Origin of the sequence: Sphingopyxis sp. (assembly GCF_034380315.1) — a bacterium.
In the GTDB taxonomy this organism is placed as follows: Bacteria; Pseudomonadota; Alphaproteobacteria; order Sphingomonadales; family Sphingomonadaceae; genus Sphingopyxis.
In genome coordinates, this window is the sequence record NZ_JAXMPB010000008.1 from 81,728 (window position 1) to 96,290 (window position 14,563).

Here is a 14,563-nt window from a genome sequence, read left to right on the forward strand (position 1 = left end):
ACAGTCCACGCCGCCTAAAAATCGGTCAGGCCAAAGCGCGCGACGCCCTTGTTCGCCCCCGGCGGATCGAGCACCGACAGGTCGAGCTCCACGACATCGCCGATCCATTGCGCAAGCACCGTATGGTCGGCCAGATCATCGTCGGTCAGCGGATGGACAAGCGCGCGCAGCCCCGCGGCTTCGATCGCACCAACGACATCGGCGCGATGGTGGGCGAAAAAATGCACCTCGAACTGTGCTATCGGGTGCGGCCCCACCGCCCCGTCAGTCATCGCGCCGACAAAACGCACAGCCGGATCGCGGCGAAAAACATCGCGTAGCGCCGCCGCCGCCGGGCGCTCGGAACGATCATAATAGATATGGGCATGATATGGCGCCGCGCTATCGATCATCGCTCGTCATCCCCGGGCTTAATGGCAATTAACGGCATACCTACTTTATGGCGCCGTGCCAGCCAATGTACCACTTTTTGAAATCGTCTGCATCGCGCCCATGATGCCGCCTGCGGCGCGGCGGACGCCCGGCTTGGCCCTTAAGCCATAAAGGGTACTAAATCGATGCGTTCATACGGCACTTTTTCAGGCTTCAAGCCCGCCTACGCGGACCGAAGGCACCGCTTTGCACCGGAGCGTTTCGCGCCTGGAGGCGTCCTGTCGCTTATCCTTGCCGCCGCGTTTCCAGCCACCACCATCGCCGCTCGCTTGTCGTCCGCCCCCGACAACGCAATGCCCCATTCTGCCCAATATTGTCGCTTATTCGTGCCAGCCATGCTTGTATCCGCGGCCAAATCCGCTAAGGCCGCGCCGGGTCGGCTCCGCCCGTTTTGGGGCCCGTTCAGCAGGACAGCATCATGGCAAATGTTACCGTCATCGGGTCGCAATGGGGCGACGAGGGCAAGGGCAAGATCGTCGACTGGCTCGCCAGCCGCGCCGACGCGGTCGTGCGTTTCCAGGGCGGGCACAATGCCGGCCATACGCTGGTCGTCGGCGAACAGGTTTACAAGCTGTCGCTACTCCCGTCGGGCATCGTCACCGGCACGCTGTCGATCATCGGCAATGGCGTGGTGCTCGACCCCTGGGCGCTGAAGGACGAAATCGCCAAGCTGCGCGGCCAGGGCGTCGTCATCAACGCAGAGAATTTCGCGATCGCCGACAATTGCGCGCTGATCCTGCCCTTTCACCGCGACCTCGACGCCTTGCGCGAAACAGCGGCGGGGGCGGGCAAGATCGGCACCACCGGGCGCGGCATCGGCCCCGCCTATGAAGACAAGGTCGGCCGCCGCGCGATCCGCGTCTGCGACCTCGCCCATCTCGACCATCTCGAACCCCAGATCGATCGCCTGACCGCGCACCATGATGCGCTGCGCGCCGGTTTTGGCGAACCGCCGATCGACCGCACGCGGTTGATCGATGACCTGCGCGAAATCGCCGATTTCGTCCTCGAATATGCGCAGCCGGTGTGGAAGCGGCTGAAAAAGGTCCGCAAGGCGGGTGCGCGCATCCTGTTCGAAGGCGCGCAGGGCGTGCTGCTCGACATCGACCATGGCACCTATCCCTTCGTCACCAGTTCGAACACGGTCAGCGGCACCGCCGCTGCGGGTTCGGGCCTCGGCCCCGGCTCGGTCGGCTTTGTGCTCGGCATCGCCAAGGCTTATACGACGCGCGTTGGCAGCGGCCCCTTTCCCACCGAGCTGGAAGATGACATCGGCCAGCGGCTCGGCGAGCGCGGGCATGAATTCGGGACCGTCACCGGGCGCAAGCGCCGCTGCGGCTGGTTCGACGCCGTGCTGGTGCGCCAAAGCTGCGCGGTATCGGGCGTGACCGGCATCGCGCTGACTAAGCTCGACGTGCTCGACGGCTTCGACACCATCCGCATCTGCACCGGCTATCGCCTGCGCGGCAAGATCCTCGACTATTTTCCGGCCCACGCCGCCGACCAGGCAGCGGTCGAGCCGATTTACGAGGAAATGGACGGCTGGCACGAATCGACCGCCGGGGCGCGCAGCTATGCCGACCTGCCCGCCCAGGCGATCAAATATATCCAGCGGGTGCAGGAACTGATCGAAACGCCGATCGCGCTGGTATCGACCAGCCCCGAACGCGACGACACCATCCTGATCCGCGACCCGTTCAGCGACTAAAGGTTGGTCGTATCGGGCCGAATTGTCGTTCAAGGCGCCCCGATAGGGAATCGCGGCGCCTCGACCACTTAAACTGCCTCCATCAGGCGTCGACGGAAACCCTTGCGGCCGTCACAGCATCCAGCGCCTGCATCAGGTCGGCGGTGATTTCGTCCACCTCTTCCAGCCCAACAGACAGGCGCACCAGCCCGTCCGAAATACCATGCTCGCGGCGCTCCTCGGTGGTGTAGGTCGAATGGGTCATGCTCGCCGGATGCTGGATCAGGCTTTCGGCATCGCCCAAGGACACCGCGCGCTGGACAAGGTTGAGGCGGTTCATCATCGCTACTCCCGCCGCATAGCCGCCCGTCAGTTCAAAGGCGATCATACCGCCGAAACCCGGCATCTGCCGCCGCGCCAGATCGTGCTGCGCAAAGCCGGCAAGCCCGGGATAATGGACCGCCGCCACCGCCTGATGGGCATCGAGCGCCGCGGCGACCGCCACCGCCGAGCGGCAATGTTCGGCCATCCGCAGCTTCAGCGTCTTCAGCCCGCGCAGCACCAGCATCGCGTTGAACGGCGCCATCACCGCGCCGGTCATGTCCTTGATCCCGACCAGCCGCACCTGCTGCATGTCGGCGGCGGTGCCAAGGGCGATGCCGCCGACCAGATCGCCGTGCCCGCCCAGATATTTGGTCGCCGAATGGACGACGATGTCGGCGCCGAGCGTGATCGGCTGGGTCAACACCGGGGTCGCATAGGTGTTGTCGACGATGGTGCGGGCGCCATGACGGCGCGCGATCGCCGCCACCGCCGCAATATCGACAAGCCGCATGTTCGGATTGGCCGGGGTTTCGAAATAGACGATCTTGGTCGTCTTGCTGATCGCGGCGCTCAGATTGGCGGGATCGGTCAGGTCGGCATGGGTGATCCGGATCCCAAAGCGCGCCAGCCCATGGCGCATGAAGGCAAAGGTGCAGCCATACAGTGTCTTGTCGACGATGATTTCATCACCGGGCTGCAGAAAGGACCACAGCACCCCCGCAATGGCGCCCATGCCCGACGCCGTCGCAACCGCCGCCTCGGCCCCTTCCAGCGCGGCCATCCGCTGTTCGAGCAGGTCGACGGTCGGATTGGCGATACGGCTGTAGAAATAGCCTTCGCGCTCCCCGGCGAAAATCTCCGCGCCCGCCTCGGCGCTCTCGAACACAAAGGTCGAGGAGAGGTGCAGCGGCGGCACCAGCGCGCCATCATGCGCGGCGGCGTCATAACCGGCGTGGATGGCGCGGGTCGCAAAACCCGAAAGCGGAAGGCATGTCATGACCGGCGGCTCCTGTTCTTGGACACCCGCGAAATATCAGATGAGCCGTGGCAAGTGCTGCCGATATGTGCCACCATCTTTATCAATATTGGAATTATCTGCCAGGGATTGTGCAATGGACCGCAAGGATCACCAGATTATCCGTGCCCTGATGACCGACGGGCGGCTCAGCAATCAGGACCTGGCGGCGCGCGTCAACCTCTCGCCCTCGCCCTGCCTGCGGCGTGTGCGTCTGCTCGAGGAGCGCGGGGTGATTGCGGGCTATGCCGCGCTCGTCGATCAGAAGGCGATGGGTTATCCGATCACCGTCTTTGTCGGCATCAAGCTCAGCAAGCATGATCAGGCGACGGTGCGCGCCTTTGAACAGGCGATCGGGGCGATCGACGCCATTCTCGACTGTTTCCTGATGACCGGCGACATCGACTATCTGTTGCGCGTCGTGGCGAGCGACCTCGATGGCTATGAACGCTTCGTCCGCGAACAATTGCACGCGATTGAAGGGATCGCGTCGATCGACACGAGCCTAGCCTATGGCGTCGTCAAACAGAGCCGGGTGCTGCCCCTGCCGATCTGACGCCATCTGCCGCGACAGCGACCGCCGCAATCGCTGCGACAAAACCTTCCGGATCATCCTCCTGAATGAAATGTCCACCCGACAATGTACGGTGTGCCATGCCTTCACTTCCCGGCACCCGCCCCCGGAACAGCGCATCGCCGCCACGTGTGATCGGATCCCCATCGGAAAAGCAGCACAGAAATGGCTTGTCGAACCTTTCCAGGCTGGCCCAGGCGCGTTTCTGGTCGGGTACCGCGACATTGTCGCCGAGCGGCACGAAGGAGGGAAAAACACGCGCTGCGACTTTCGACGCGCGGGTCGGGAACGGCGCGTCATAGGCTGCGATTTCCGCGGCTTCTAGGTCGCGCTTTGTACCCGCATTGACGATTCGCCCAATCGGAAAAACCGGGCTGAATCGCGAAAAAGCACGCCATATGGCAAAGGCCCGCGGCGCGGGCTGGCCTTCGGGCAAACCGCCGTTCGACAGGGCCACACCGCAAAACCTGTCGGGCATTTCGGCAACCAGTCGCAAACCGATCAGCGATCCCCAGTCCTGACAGACCAGAATGATGTCACGAAGATCCAGGGCCTCGAGCCATTGACGCATCCACGCCACCTGGGCGGCATAGCTATATACGCCATGGTCAAGCGGCTTGTCCGAGCGCCCGAAGCCGATGAGGTCGGGCGCCAGAACCCGAAAGCCTGCATCGACCGCTGGGCCGATCATATGGCGATAAAGATAGGACCAGGTGGGCTCACCATGCAGCATCAGCACCGGCCGCGCGCCTTTTTCGCCCTCATCCACATAATGGACACGAAGCCCATCCCCGACATCCAGATAATTCGGTTCAAACGGCCAGTCGGGAAGTCCGACAAACCGATGGTCGGCGGTTCGATAGATATGCATGGGTCGCGTCCCTTTCCTCCCCTTCATCTTCCGGCACCCTTTCCGCATAGGAGCCTGCGCCGCCCGTCACGTCCGGCCGGTCAGCAAGCACCCTTTCGTTTCTGTGCGCTGCATGGCACCTTCATTGGCATGAGCAGAGATATTCTCGTCCTTTACGGCAGCTATCGCCGGGATCGTCAGGGCATCAAACTGGCGCACTGGCTCGTTGATGCAATCGATGCACGCGGCGATCACGCCGAATTGATCGACGCCAAGGCAGTCGGACTCCCGATCCTCGACCAGCGCCACAGCGACTATCCGCCAGGCGAAGCCCCGGCGGCCATGGCTGCGCTCGCCGTGCGCCTGGAAAACGCTGACGGGTTCATCTTTGTCGTTGGCGAATATAATGGGGGCCTTCAACCTGGGCTGAAAAACCTGGTCGATCATTATCTGCCCGAATTTGCGTGGCGACCAGCGGCCATCGCCTCCTATTCGGCCGGTCCTTTTGCGGGAGTCAGATCGGCGACGGCTTGGCGCACGACGCTGGGCGCGATGGCAATGGTTGTCACATCGACCCCGCTCAGCCTTGCCCGGATCGGCGCCGCCTTTGACGCCGACGGCAAACCTACCGGCGAAGACGGCACCCGACTGATCAGAGCCCTTCCACGCTTCGCCGACGATCTTGGCTGGTGGATCGATGCGGCGAAAGCGCAGCGGGCAAGGGTCGGCGCGCCTTTCTGATACGGCACCTTGGGCATCATCCGCGCCTCTTCCGGCAGCGCGCATCTATTCAGCTCTCAGCTCGTTTCCAAGGCGCAGGCTTGCCCGCCAGAAGAAAAAGGCGGGGATCAAGCCCAACCATGCGGCGCCATAAAGCACGTAGCGTATGCTTTCCTGGCCATAGGCAGGGGCAAGCGCATCAGACAGGAGGCCGAAAAGAAACGGCCCCAGCCCAAGGCCGATCAAATTCTGACCGAAGAGCATGATCGACGCCGCGACCGCACGCGCCTGTGGCCTCACCAACCCTTGAACACAGCCATAAGCGGGACCGTAATAGGCATTGTTGACCACGCTGGGGATGACCAGCAACGCCATCGCCACCCACCATTGTTCGACATAATAGCCGAGAAACAACATCGGCGCGACGATAGCCATGCCATATGCCGGAAAGGTCAGTATGTGCTTTTTGTCCCGCTTTCCAAATTTGTCGGCAATCTTGCCGCCGAGCCAGGTACCGACCGCCGCCGCCAGCCCTAGCACCACAGCCATCCCCAGTCCGGCCTCGGTCGTGGACAGGCCATGGCTGCGAATGAAGAAACTGATGGTCCAAAGCGCCTTGCCATACCCCAGGAAGGCCGTGACCGAGGCCGCGATCAGGATATAGACGAATGAGCGGGAACCAAAGATGTCGCGCATGGCATCCGCGGTCGATAGCGGCACAGCCGATCGCGCAGTCGCGGCGGTTGTTTCCTTCACTCGGTCAAGACGCGGCTCGCGCATGATGAACAGCACGATCAGCGCCAACAGCAGCCCCGGCGCTCCCACAAGCATCAACGCAACGCGCCAGCCATAGAGGTCGTTGACGATGCCGCCGATGACCAATCCCAGGAGCGACCCGATCGGCACCCCCATGCCGTAGAACGCGATTGCGGAGGATCGCCTTTCTGCGGGCACGCTGTCGGTAATGAGCGAATGGGCCGCGGGCGTGCACCCCGCCTCCCCCACCCCGACACCGATGCGTGCGAAGAGCAGCTGGACGAAGTTCTGAGCGAGGCCGCACACCGCCGTCATCGCCGACCATATGGCTAAGGCCAACGCGATAAGGCGGACGCGATTCGTGCCCTCCTTGTCCGCGTATCGGGCAATGGGAATACCCAGCAGCGCATAAAACACGGCAAAAGCAGGTCCTGCCAACAAGCCCAATTCCGTATCGGTCAGCCCGAGGTCGGCCTTGATGGGTTCGGCCAGGATATTTACGATCTGTCTATCGAGAAAATTGAAAATATAGACGATCAGCAAGATCCACAACATCGTCCGCGTACTCGCGGCAGCGCCGTTGGACTGATCGTGCAGCAGTTCGGGCGGCTTTGCGACCGACGGGTTGCTTGTCATATTGTCTCTCCGGATTGCTTTGGTGCCGCGCAGACCCGGACCTGTCAATCGCCCCCCCCTGGCCAAGACGGCAAAAATCCTTGCAAAATAGGGGGGGCGTGCCAGCATCGCGACATGCAATTTCACCGCCCTCTGCTCGCCCTTTCGGCGCTATTGATCGCCCAACCTGCCGCTACGACATCAATGCCGCGCCCGCCGCTGGAGGGCATCGACGCGGCCCAGTTGCAGGAGGAGATCAAGGCGGGTCGGATGACCAGCGAAGAGGCCGTAAAAATTTATTTTGATCGCATCGCGCGGATCGATGACAGCGGCCACAACATCAACGCCGTCCTCGCCACTTTTCCCGACGCGCTGGCGCAGGCGCGCGCCCGCGACAAGGAGCGCCGGGCCGGAAGATCGCGCGGTCCGCTGCACGGTATCCCCATCCTGATCAAGGATAATATCGAGGTGGCGGGACCGCTGCCCACCACCGCCGGATCGCTTGCGCTCAAGGATAATGTCACCGGTCGCGATGCGACACTCGTTGCCCGGCTGCGTCAAGCGGGCGCGGTCATCCTGGGCAAGACAAATCTGTCCGAATGGGCGAACATCCGTTCGAACAATTCGACCAGCGGATGGAGCGCGATCGGCGGGCTGACCAAGAACCCGCATGAACTGGCGCGCAACACATGCGGATCGTCGGCGGGCAGCGGCGCGGCGATGGCGGCCTCGCTCGCCACGATGACGATCGGCACCGAAACCGACGGGTCGATCGTCTGCCCGGCGGGGACCAATGGGGTCGTCGGCTTCAAACCCAGCGTCGGGCTGGTCAGCCGCACGCACATCATTCCGATCAGCCACAGTCAGGACACGGCGGGGCCGATGACATTGACGGTCCGGGATGCCGCAGCGATGATGGCCGCCATGGCCGGAAGCGACCCCGCCGACCCGGCAACAAAGGAAGCCGACGCACGCAAGGTCGATTATCTCGACCGGCTGTCTCCCGACGCATTGAAAGGGAAGCGCATCGGCGTAATGCGCGACCGGATCGGGGAGCGGGGCGATATTTCCGCCTTATTCGACGTCGCTCTCGCGGACATGGCGGCGCTGGGCGCCACATTGGTGGAGATTGCGGACAGCCGTTCGGGGATGGATGGCCTGGGCGATGCCGAGTTTGAAATCCTGATGACCGAGTTGAAAGCCGGAATGGCGGCCTATCTTGCCGACCTGCCCGGCACGGATGCCCCGCGCACACTGGCTGACCTGATCGCTTTCAACAAAGCCGATCCGGTCGAGCTACGCTGGTTCGACCAATCGCTGTTTGAGCTAGCCGAAAGCAAGGGCGGGCTGAACGACCCGGCCTATCAAGCCGCGAAAGAGAAAGCCGCCCGCCTGGCGGGTCCGGAGGGAATCGACCGGCTGCTCAGGTCGCATGGCGTCGATATGCTGGTCGCTGTTACCAACGGCCCCGCATGGACAAGCGATCTCGGCAACGGGGACCATTTTACCGGCCCCAGCGCCAGCCAGCTTCCCGCCGTCGCGGGCTATCCGCATCTGACGGTACCGATGGGCGCCGTTGAAGGATTGCCGATCGGCATCAGCTTCATCGGAGCCAAATGGTCCGATGCCGACATCCTTGCGGCTGGCCATGCCTATGAAATTCGCAGCCGCCGACGCATCACCCCAGTCTATCGACGCCCCCCGGCACCCTGACGAAGGATCAAGCCGCAGGTTTTCGAAACCGCAGCATGAAGCGGTCGGTCTTTCCCCGGACCGCCGGGTCGAAGACGTTCTTGCTATGATCATCGCCCGCAACATGCAGCGCATCGCTTTCACCATCGAGCACGAAACCAGCCCGTTCCATATCGGCGCGGACAACCGCCGGGTCGATGCGATGGAGCTTGTCGACCAGCGCGCGGGTGTCGCCGCCTGGACCGGCATGATCGATCACAATTACCGTTCCGCCGGGACGCAGTGCGCGATACCAGTTCGCGACCATCGCATCGACGTCCAGTCGCGGGAATTTATACTTTTCACTTTCCCAGTAGAGGTCGTGATAAACCAGATGCGTGAAGATCATGTCCACGCTGGCAGGGGCCAGCGACATGCCGGGCGCGGCCCGCACCATCGGCGTCAGATTGGGATGGGCCTTTTGCAGCAGAGCCCAGCTTTCCGCTTTGTGAAAGCCAGGCGTGTTCATGGGAATAACGGTTCCCTTGGGCCCGACGAGATCGGCCAACATCTCGCTGTAATATCCGTTGCCCGCGAGCAGATCGGCGATTGTCGATCCACGCTCAACCGCCGCAAAAGAGAGGACTTCCGCCGGATGGCGCCCTTCGTCAAGCTTTCGATTATCGGCAAGGCGCGCCTTGCTGGCGACCGCCGCTGCGACGGATCGCTCCGACGCCTGATCTGCCGCGCTTGCATATCCCGACATCGCCAACAGCATTGCCGCCCCGGCCACCGTCGTCAGCCATCGCAATCCGGTCATGATTTGCCCTCCCCAGTTTCCATAGGGCTGGCGTAGTGATGCACGCGACGCCAGCCCGTATCGACGAGGCGCCTTTACGCTTCCATCAACGGCCCGCCTTGCGCTTCAGCCGGTCCATTTCCTCCAGCTCGAGCAATTCCATCGGCACATGAATGGCCCGAACCGCCAATCGCACCTCGACGAGGAAAAGAATCAGCGACACCAGCAACAACAGCATCGCGACCGCAAAAGCCCACGAAGCCGCGACCCCCAGATTGATGCCGGTGAAAGCCTGCGTGAAGAGCAAGGCGACCAGCAGGCACACCACGATACCGCAAGCCACGGCCGACAGGATCGAGTTGTTAATGATCCCCATCCTGCGATCGGCGATGCGCAATTCCGCGACGATGCGCGCATGTTCTTCGCCTTCGGTTTCGGCCCATTTTTCTCGCAGGTTACGCGAACGATCGACGACACGCGCCAACCGTCCCGCGATGACGTTCAGCAAACTGCCGGTCGCGACCAGAAGGAATACCGGCGTGACCGACAGTTGGATCGTTTGTGCAATTACACTGGCATCGGGGGACATTACCCCCGACCGCCCGCCGCAGCCGAAGGGGCATTCACGCCGTGCATTTGCAGGAATTTGCGCACGTTGCGAGCGGCCTGGCGGATGCGCTGTTCATTTTCGACCATCGCAATGCGCACAAAACCTTCGCCATCCTCGCCATAACCGACACCGGGCGCGATCGCGACCTTGGCCTGGGTCAACAACTGCTTGGAAAATTCCAGGCTGCCCATTTCCTTGAGGGCGGGCGGCAACGGCGCCCATGCAAACATCGACGCCGGCGGGCTCGGAATGTCCCACCCCGCACGGGCGAAGCTTTCCACCATCACGTCGCGGCGCTTTTGATAAAGTTCGCGGTTCCGCTCGACAATGTCCTGCGGGCCGTTGAGCGCGGCACAGGCGGCGGCCTGGATCGGGGTAAAGGCACCATAGTCGAGGTAGGACTTAACGCGGGCCATCGCCGCGATCAGCCTTTTGTTGCCGACGGCAAAGCCCATTCGCCAGCCCGCCATCGAATAGGTTTTCGACATCGAGGTGAATTCGATCGCGACATCCTTTGCCCCCGGCACTTGCAGGATCGAGGGGGTCGGATTGCCGTCATAATAGAGTTCGGAATAGGCAAGGTCGCTAAGAACCCAAACCTTATTCTCCTTCGCCCAGGCCACCAGCCGCTCATAGAAAGCAAGGTCGACCGCCTCGGCAGTCGGGTTCGAGGGATAGTTGACGACCAGGATCGACGGACGCGGAACGGTGAAGGCCATCGCCCGGTCAAGCGCGCGCCAGTAATTTTCGTCCGGCGTCGTCGGCACGCTGCGAATTGTCGCCCCGGCGATGATGAAGCCGAAGGTGTGAATGGGGTAGCTGGGATTGGGAGCCAGCACGACATCGCCCGGACCGGTGATGGCGGTCGCCAGGCTTGCCAACCCCTCTTTCGACCCCATGGTCACGACCACCTCGGTTTCCGGGTCCAGGTCGACATTGAAACGGCGGCCATAATAATTGGCCTGCGCGCGGCGGAGACCGGGAATACCCTTTGATTGCGAATAGCCGTGGGCGTCCGGTTTTTGCGCAACCTCGCACAGCTTGTCGATCACATGCTGCGGCGGCGGCAGATCAGGGTTGCCCATCCCAAGGTCGATGATGTCCTCGCCCGCGGCACGCGCGGCCGCTCGCATCGCATTAACTTCAGCGATGACATAGGGCGGCAGACGCTTGATGCGGTAGAATTCATCTTCAGACATGGGAAACTAGAACAACTCCTTTTCGTATGTGTACGGATTGACGCGAGCAGCGCCTCGCCAGCCGCGCCGCAGCTTGTTATAGGGATTCTCGCGGCAGTGACTAGCGGGAACGAGCATGAACAACGCAGGGAAAGACGGCGGGCCGACGGGCGATACAACAGACGTACCGAACCCCTTTCTCCCTTCCCCAGAGGACCTGCAGCATTGGGCCAGCGTCATGGGCCGCGCGCAGCAGATGATGCTCGATTATGTCATGGAGCAGTCAGCCGACGACAAGATCGCGCAACCGCCGCTGTTCGATCCACGCAAATGGCTGGACAGCCCAGCATCCCAGATGTGGGCGGAGCAGACGGCCCGCATGTGGGAACAAGGCATCGCCTTCTGGTCCTCGCTCGCGACATTGCAGCCCCCCTTTTCACCGGCGACGCCCCCCAGTGCGCCATCCGACAGGCGCTTTTCCGATCCCGACTGGACAACGAACCCGGCCTTTGCCCTGATCCGTCAGACATATGGCCTGTTGTCCGACCAGCTTCTGGAAACCACCCGCCAGATGCAGGGATTGGATGACGCCGCCCGCGCCAAGATGGAATTTGCGGCGAGAACGATGGCCGACGCGCTGTCCCCGACCAATCTCGCGGTCACCAATCCCGAAGTGATCAAGCGCGCCGTGGAAACGCGCGGCGAAAGCCTGCTCAAGGGATTGAAGCATATGCTCGCCGACCTGTCGCGCGGGCAGCTTTCGCACGTCGATGCCGATGCGTTCGAAGTCGGGGTCAATATCGCTACGACCCCGGGCAAGGTGATCCACGAAACGCCGCTGTATCAGCTCATCCATTATGCGCCGACCACGCAAGAGGTGCTGACGGTCCCGCTCGTCATCTTTCCGCCATGGATCAACCGTTTTTATATCCTCGACCTCAATCCGGCGAAAAGCTTCGTTGCCTGGGCACTGGAGCAGGGGCTGTCGGTGTTCATGGTATCCTGGAAGTCGGCCGACGCATCGATGAAAGATGTCGTTTGGGACGATTATATCGCAGCCCAGGTTGACGCGATCGACGTGGTTCGCGATCTTTTGAACGTGCCCCATGTCCATACGATCGGATATTGCGTCGCGGGCACCACGCTCGCCGCGACACTGGCGATGCTGGCGGCCAATGGCGAAGCCGACAAGGTAAAGTCCGCGACATTCTTTACCGCACAGGTCGATTTCGAACAGGCTGGCGAACTCAAGCTCTTTGTCGACGAGGCCTATCTTGCGCTTCTCGAGCAACTGTCGGCGCCGGGTTTTCTCGACGGACGCTATATGGCTGCCACCTTCAACAGCCTGCGGGGGCGCGACCTGATCTGGAACTATGTCGTCAACAATTACCTGCTCGGCAACGACTATCCGCCGTTCGACCTGCTCTATTGGAACGGCGACACCACCAATCTGCCCGCAAAGTGGCACCGCCAGTATCTGATCGACCTTTATCGCGACAACCGGCTGGTCGTGCCCAACAGCCTGACGGTGTGCGATACCCCGATCGACCTGCGGCAGATCAGGACGCCCGCCTATATTCAGGCCGGACGCGAAGACCATATCGCGCCGCTCGCCAGCGTATGGCGGTTGATGGATCATCTGGCCGGACCAAAAACCTTCGTGCTTGCGGGCTCCGGCCATATCGCGGGCGTGGTGAACCCACCGGCTGCGGGTAAATATCAATATTGGACCAGCGACAATGACGCCGCCACCTTGGCAGCCTTTGAAGCCGGCGCCTGTGAGACCAAAGGCAGTTGGTGGCCGCACTGGATCGGCTGGATAAACGAACTGGACGGCGGAAAAGTCGCGACCAAAGGCGGGCGCATTCCCGGAAAAGGCCGAAAAAAGGCGATCGAAGATGCGCCCGGCCGCTATGTCAAACAGCGGTAATATCTTGCGAATATCCTGACTTCGGATCGCGACGGCAAGAATTTTGTGCACCGCACAAAAAATTCCTTGAAATCGCGGCGCGCCTCCTATATTGTGCACTGCAACATAAAGGAGTTGTCCGATGGCTACCAAGATCGATAGTGCCGAAAAGGCTTTCGAGGCCGCGACGCTGGAAACCGCCGCAAAGCCGGTGGAAACTCCCGCAGCCCCGGTCGTGGCCGCCCCCGCGGCGGCGAAGGTCGAGCCGGCTCCTGCCAAGACCAAGACCGTCAAGGCAAAAGCCAAGCCGGTCCAAAAGAAAACCGCAAAGCCGGTGACGAAAAAGGCCGCTCCGAAAAAAGCGACCACCAAGACCATTGCCCCCAAGGCCGCGCCGAAGGCCGCCGCCGTCAGCAAAGGATTCAAGACCATGAACGACACTGTCAAGAAGTTCGCCGAAGACGCCAAGACCCGCGCCGAAACCCTGACCGCCGATTTCAACGAGCGCGCCAAGGAAGCGATGAGCAAGTCGAGCAAGCTCGCCGAAGAAGCCGTTGAATTCAACAAGGCGAACGTCGAAGCGTTGGTCGAAGCCGGCAAGATCGCTGCGAAGAACCTCGAAGTTCTGGGCCAGGAAGGCGTGACCTTCGCGCGCAAGAGCTTTGAAGACACGACCGCTGCGCTGAAGGGCTATACCGCCGTGAAGTCGCCGACCGAATTCTTCAAGCTGTATGCCGAAAACAGCAAAAAGGCGTTCGACGCCGCTGTCGCGCAAACGTCGAAGACCAGCGAGCTGGTCGTCAAGATGACGAACGACAGCTTCGCCCCGATTTCGAACCGCATGTCGGTAATCACTTCGAAGATGAAGGCAGCCTAAGGGCCTTCTTCTTCTCCGCTGACGCAGGCATCTTCCCTCCTCTCCCCGTCTGCGTCGGCGATCACAGGACCGCCCGCTTCACCTTGCGAAGCGGGCGGTTCTTGTTTTTGGCGCAGGCCCCGGGGCAAATTAACCACCCCTCCCTCTTGCGCATCGACTTCGGCTTGCGATATTCCAGCGATGATGCTTCCCGCCTCGATCCCCCAACCGGTCCGCGCCATGGCGGACAAGGATGACGACGCGCCGGGCGCCCCCGGCGTCGGCATCGCGACCCGCACGCGCGCCAAGGCCAAAAAGCCATCGATGTACAAGGTGCTGCTGCTCAACGACGATTACACGCCGATGGAATTCGTCGTCATGGTGCTCCAGCGCTTTTTCAACATGGACATCGAACGCGCGACACAAGTGATGCTCCATGTTCATCAACAGGGCGTCGGGGTGTGCGGCGTGTTCAGCTATGAAGTTGCAGAGACCAAGGTGAACCAGGTGATGGACGCTGCACGGCAGAACCAGCACCCACTCCAGTGCACGCTCGAGAAGGCGTGA

At 61.9% G+C, this 14,563-nt stretch carries 14 protein-coding genes; 7 read left to right on the forward strand and 7 right to left on the reverse strand.

The features are described from left to right. Nucleotides 1-14: 14 nt before the first annotated feature. Nucleotides 15-392 (reverse strand): DOPA 4,5-dioxygenase family protein, encoded by a 378-nt coding sequence (locus tag U0S50_RS14725; RefSeq protein WP_322309492.1) that lies wholly within the window; start codon nt 390-392, stop codon nt 15-17. A gap of 458 nt (nt 393-850) precedes the next feature. On the opposite strand from U0S50_RS14725, the gene U0S50_RS14730 reads away from it, so the two are divergent. After that, nucleotides 851-2,140: an adenylosuccinate synthase gene (locus tag U0S50_RS14730; RefSeq protein WP_322309493.1), complete on the forward strand. Its 1,290-nt coding sequence runs from the start codon at nt 851-853 to the stop codon at nt 2,138-2,140. Nucleotides 2,141-2,222: 82 nt separating this feature from the next. On the opposite strand, the gene U0S50_RS14735 is transcribed toward U0S50_RS14730, so the two are convergent. Next, nucleotides 2,223-3,440 carry a methionine gamma-lyase gene (locus U0S50_RS14735; protein WP_322309494.1) on the reverse strand — a complete coding sequence of 406 codons (1,218 nt, stop codon included), beginning with the start codon at nt 3,438-3,440 and terminating at the stop codon, nt 2,223-2,225. Between the two features lie 115 nt (nt 3,441-3,555). On the opposite strand from U0S50_RS14735, the gene U0S50_RS14740 reads away from it, so the two are divergent. After that, nucleotides 3,556-4,014 carry an Lrp/AsnC family transcriptional regulator gene (locus U0S50_RS14740; protein ID WP_322309495.1) on the forward strand — a complete coding sequence of 153 codons (459 nt, stop codon included), beginning with the start codon at nt 3,556-3,558 and terminating at the stop codon, nt 4,012-4,014. Here U0S50_RS14740 and U0S50_RS14745 read toward each other — a convergent pair. Further along, on the reverse strand, nt 3,980-4,903 hold the full coding sequence (locus U0S50_RS14745; protein WP_322309496.1) for a haloalkane dehalogenase: 924 nt from the start codon (nt 4,901-4,903) through the stop codon (nt 3,980-3,982). The genes U0S50_RS14740 and U0S50_RS14745 overlap by 35 nt on opposite strands. 129 nt (nt 4,904-5,032) lie before the next feature. Here U0S50_RS14745 and U0S50_RS14750 point away from each other — a divergent pair, with 129 nt between their 5' ends. Then, nucleotides 5,033-5,623 (forward strand): NADPH-dependent FMN reductase, encoded by a 591-nt coding sequence (locus tag U0S50_RS14750; protein ID WP_322309497.1) that lies wholly within the window; start codon nt 5,033-5,035, stop codon nt 5,621-5,623. A gap of 45 nt (nt 5,624-5,668) precedes the next feature. Here the strand turns inward: U0S50_RS14750 and U0S50_RS14755 are convergent, their stop codons facing one another. After that, on the reverse strand, nt 5,669-6,913 hold the full coding sequence (locus U0S50_RS14755; protein WP_416195002.1) for a spinster family MFS transporter: 1,245 nt from the start codon (nt 6,911-6,913) through the stop codon (nt 5,669-5,671). A 195-nt stretch (nt 6,914-7,108) separates the two neighbouring features. Between U0S50_RS14755 and U0S50_RS14760 the strand changes: the two genes are divergently transcribed. Next, a complete protein-coding gene (locus tag U0S50_RS14760; RefSeq protein ID WP_322309499.1) occupies nt 7,109-8,686 on the forward strand; it encodes an amidase in 1,578 nt (525 codons plus the stop codon). A 7-nt stretch (nt 8,687-8,693) separates the two neighbouring features. Here U0S50_RS14760 and U0S50_RS14765 read toward each other — a convergent pair whose 3' ends face one another. From U0S50_RS14765 to U0S50_RS14775, 3 genes are all read right to left on the reverse strand, one after another. Next, entirely contained in the window at nt 8,694-9,464 is a 771-nt protein-coding gene (locus tag U0S50_RS14765; RefSeq protein ID WP_322309500.1) for a class I SAM-dependent methyltransferase, read from the reverse strand. A gap of 85 nt (nt 9,465-9,549) precedes the next feature. Then, nucleotides 9,550-10,032, reverse strand: coding sequence for a DUF2721 domain-containing protein (locus U0S50_RS14770; RefSeq protein ID WP_322309501.1), 483 nt, complete (start codon nt 10,030-10,032; stop codon nt 9,550-9,552). Then, entirely contained in the window at nt 10,032-11,252 is a 1,221-nt protein-coding gene (locus U0S50_RS14775) for an LL-diaminopimelate aminotransferase (protein ID WP_322309502.1), read from the reverse strand. The genes U0S50_RS14770 and U0S50_RS14775 overlap by 1 nt, the downstream gene beginning before the upstream one ends. Before the next feature lie 115 nt (nt 11,253-11,367). Here U0S50_RS14775 and U0S50_RS14780 point away from each other — a divergent pair, with 115 nt between their 5' ends. The 3 genes from U0S50_RS14780 (at nt 11,368) to clpS (ending at nt 14,563) form a co-directional block, all read left to right on the forward strand. Beyond that, the gene (locus U0S50_RS14780; RefSeq protein ID WP_322309503.1) at nt 11,368-13,161 is read left to right on the forward strand and encodes a class I poly(R)-hydroxyalkanoic acid synthase; all 1,794 of its coding nucleotides are present in this window, start codon (nt 11,368-11,370) and stop codon (nt 13,159-13,161) included. A gap of 121 nt (nt 13,162-13,282) precedes the next feature. Next, nucleotides 13,283-14,017: a phasin family protein gene (locus tag U0S50_RS14785; RefSeq protein ID WP_322309504.1), complete on the forward strand. Its 735-nt coding sequence runs from the start codon at nt 13,283-13,285 to the stop codon at nt 14,015-14,017. A 180-nt stretch (nt 14,018-14,197) separates the two neighbouring features. After that, nucleotides 14,198-14,563, forward strand: a complete 366-nt coding sequence (gene clpS, locus U0S50_RS14790) for an ATP-dependent Clp protease adapter ClpS (protein ID WP_416194999.1) — start codon at nt 14,198-14,200, stop codon at nt 14,561-14,563.

What these genes read in the sequence shown, in the direction of transcription:
- U0S50_RS14725 (WP_322309492.1), bottom strand. Translation starts at nt 392, where the DNA reads ATGATCGATAGCGCGGCGCCATATCATGCCCATATCTATTATGATCGT.
- U0S50_RS14730 (WP_322309493.1), top strand. Translation starts at nt 851, where the DNA reads ATGGCAAATGTTACCGTCATCGGGTCGCAATGGGGCGACGAGGGCAAG.
- U0S50_RS14735 (WP_322309494.1), bottom strand. Translation starts at nt 3,440, where the DNA reads ATGACATGCCTTCCGCTTTCGGGTTTTGCGACCCGCGCCATCCACGCC.
- U0S50_RS14740 (WP_322309495.1), top strand. Translation starts at nt 3,556, where the DNA reads ATGGACCGCAAGGATCACCAGATTATCCGTGCCCTGATGACCGACGGG.
- U0S50_RS14745 (WP_322309496.1), bottom strand. Translation starts at nt 4,903, where the DNA reads ATGCATATCTATCGAACCGCCGACCATCGGTTTGTCGGACTTCCCGAC.
- U0S50_RS14750 (WP_322309497.1), top strand. Translation starts at nt 5,033, where the DNA reads ATGAGCAGAGATATTCTCGTCCTTTACGGCAGCTATCGCCGGGATCGT.
- U0S50_RS14755 (WP_416195002.1), bottom strand. Translation starts at nt 6,913, where the DNA reads ATGTTGTGGATCTTGCTGATCGTCTATATTTTCAATTTTCTCGATAGA.
- U0S50_RS14760 (WP_322309499.1), top strand. Translation starts at nt 7,109, where the DNA reads ATGCAATTTCACCGCCCTCTGCTCGCCCTTTCGGCGCTATTGATCGCC.
- U0S50_RS14765 (WP_322309500.1), bottom strand. Translation starts at nt 9,464, where the DNA reads ATGACCGGATTGCGATGGCTGACGACGGTGGCCGGGGCGGCAATGCTG.
- U0S50_RS14770 (WP_322309501.1), bottom strand. Translation starts at nt 10,032, where the DNA reads ATGTCCCCCGATGCCAGTGTAATTGCACAAACGATCCAACTGTCGGTC.
- U0S50_RS14775 (WP_322309502.1), bottom strand. Translation starts at nt 11,252, where the DNA reads ATGTCTGAAGATGAATTCTACCGCATCAAGCGTCTGCCGCCCTATGTC.
- U0S50_RS14780 (WP_322309503.1), top strand. Translation starts at nt 11,368, where the DNA reads ATGAACAACGCAGGGAAAGACGGCGGGCCGACGGGCGATACAACAGAC.
- U0S50_RS14785 (WP_322309504.1), top strand. Translation starts at nt 13,283, where the DNA reads ATGGCTACCAAGATCGATAGTGCCGAAAAGGCTTTCGAGGCCGCGACG.
- clpS (WP_416194999.1), top strand. Translation starts at nt 14,198, where the DNA reads ATGATGCTTCCCGCCTCGATCCCCCAACCGGTCCGCGCCATGGCGGAC.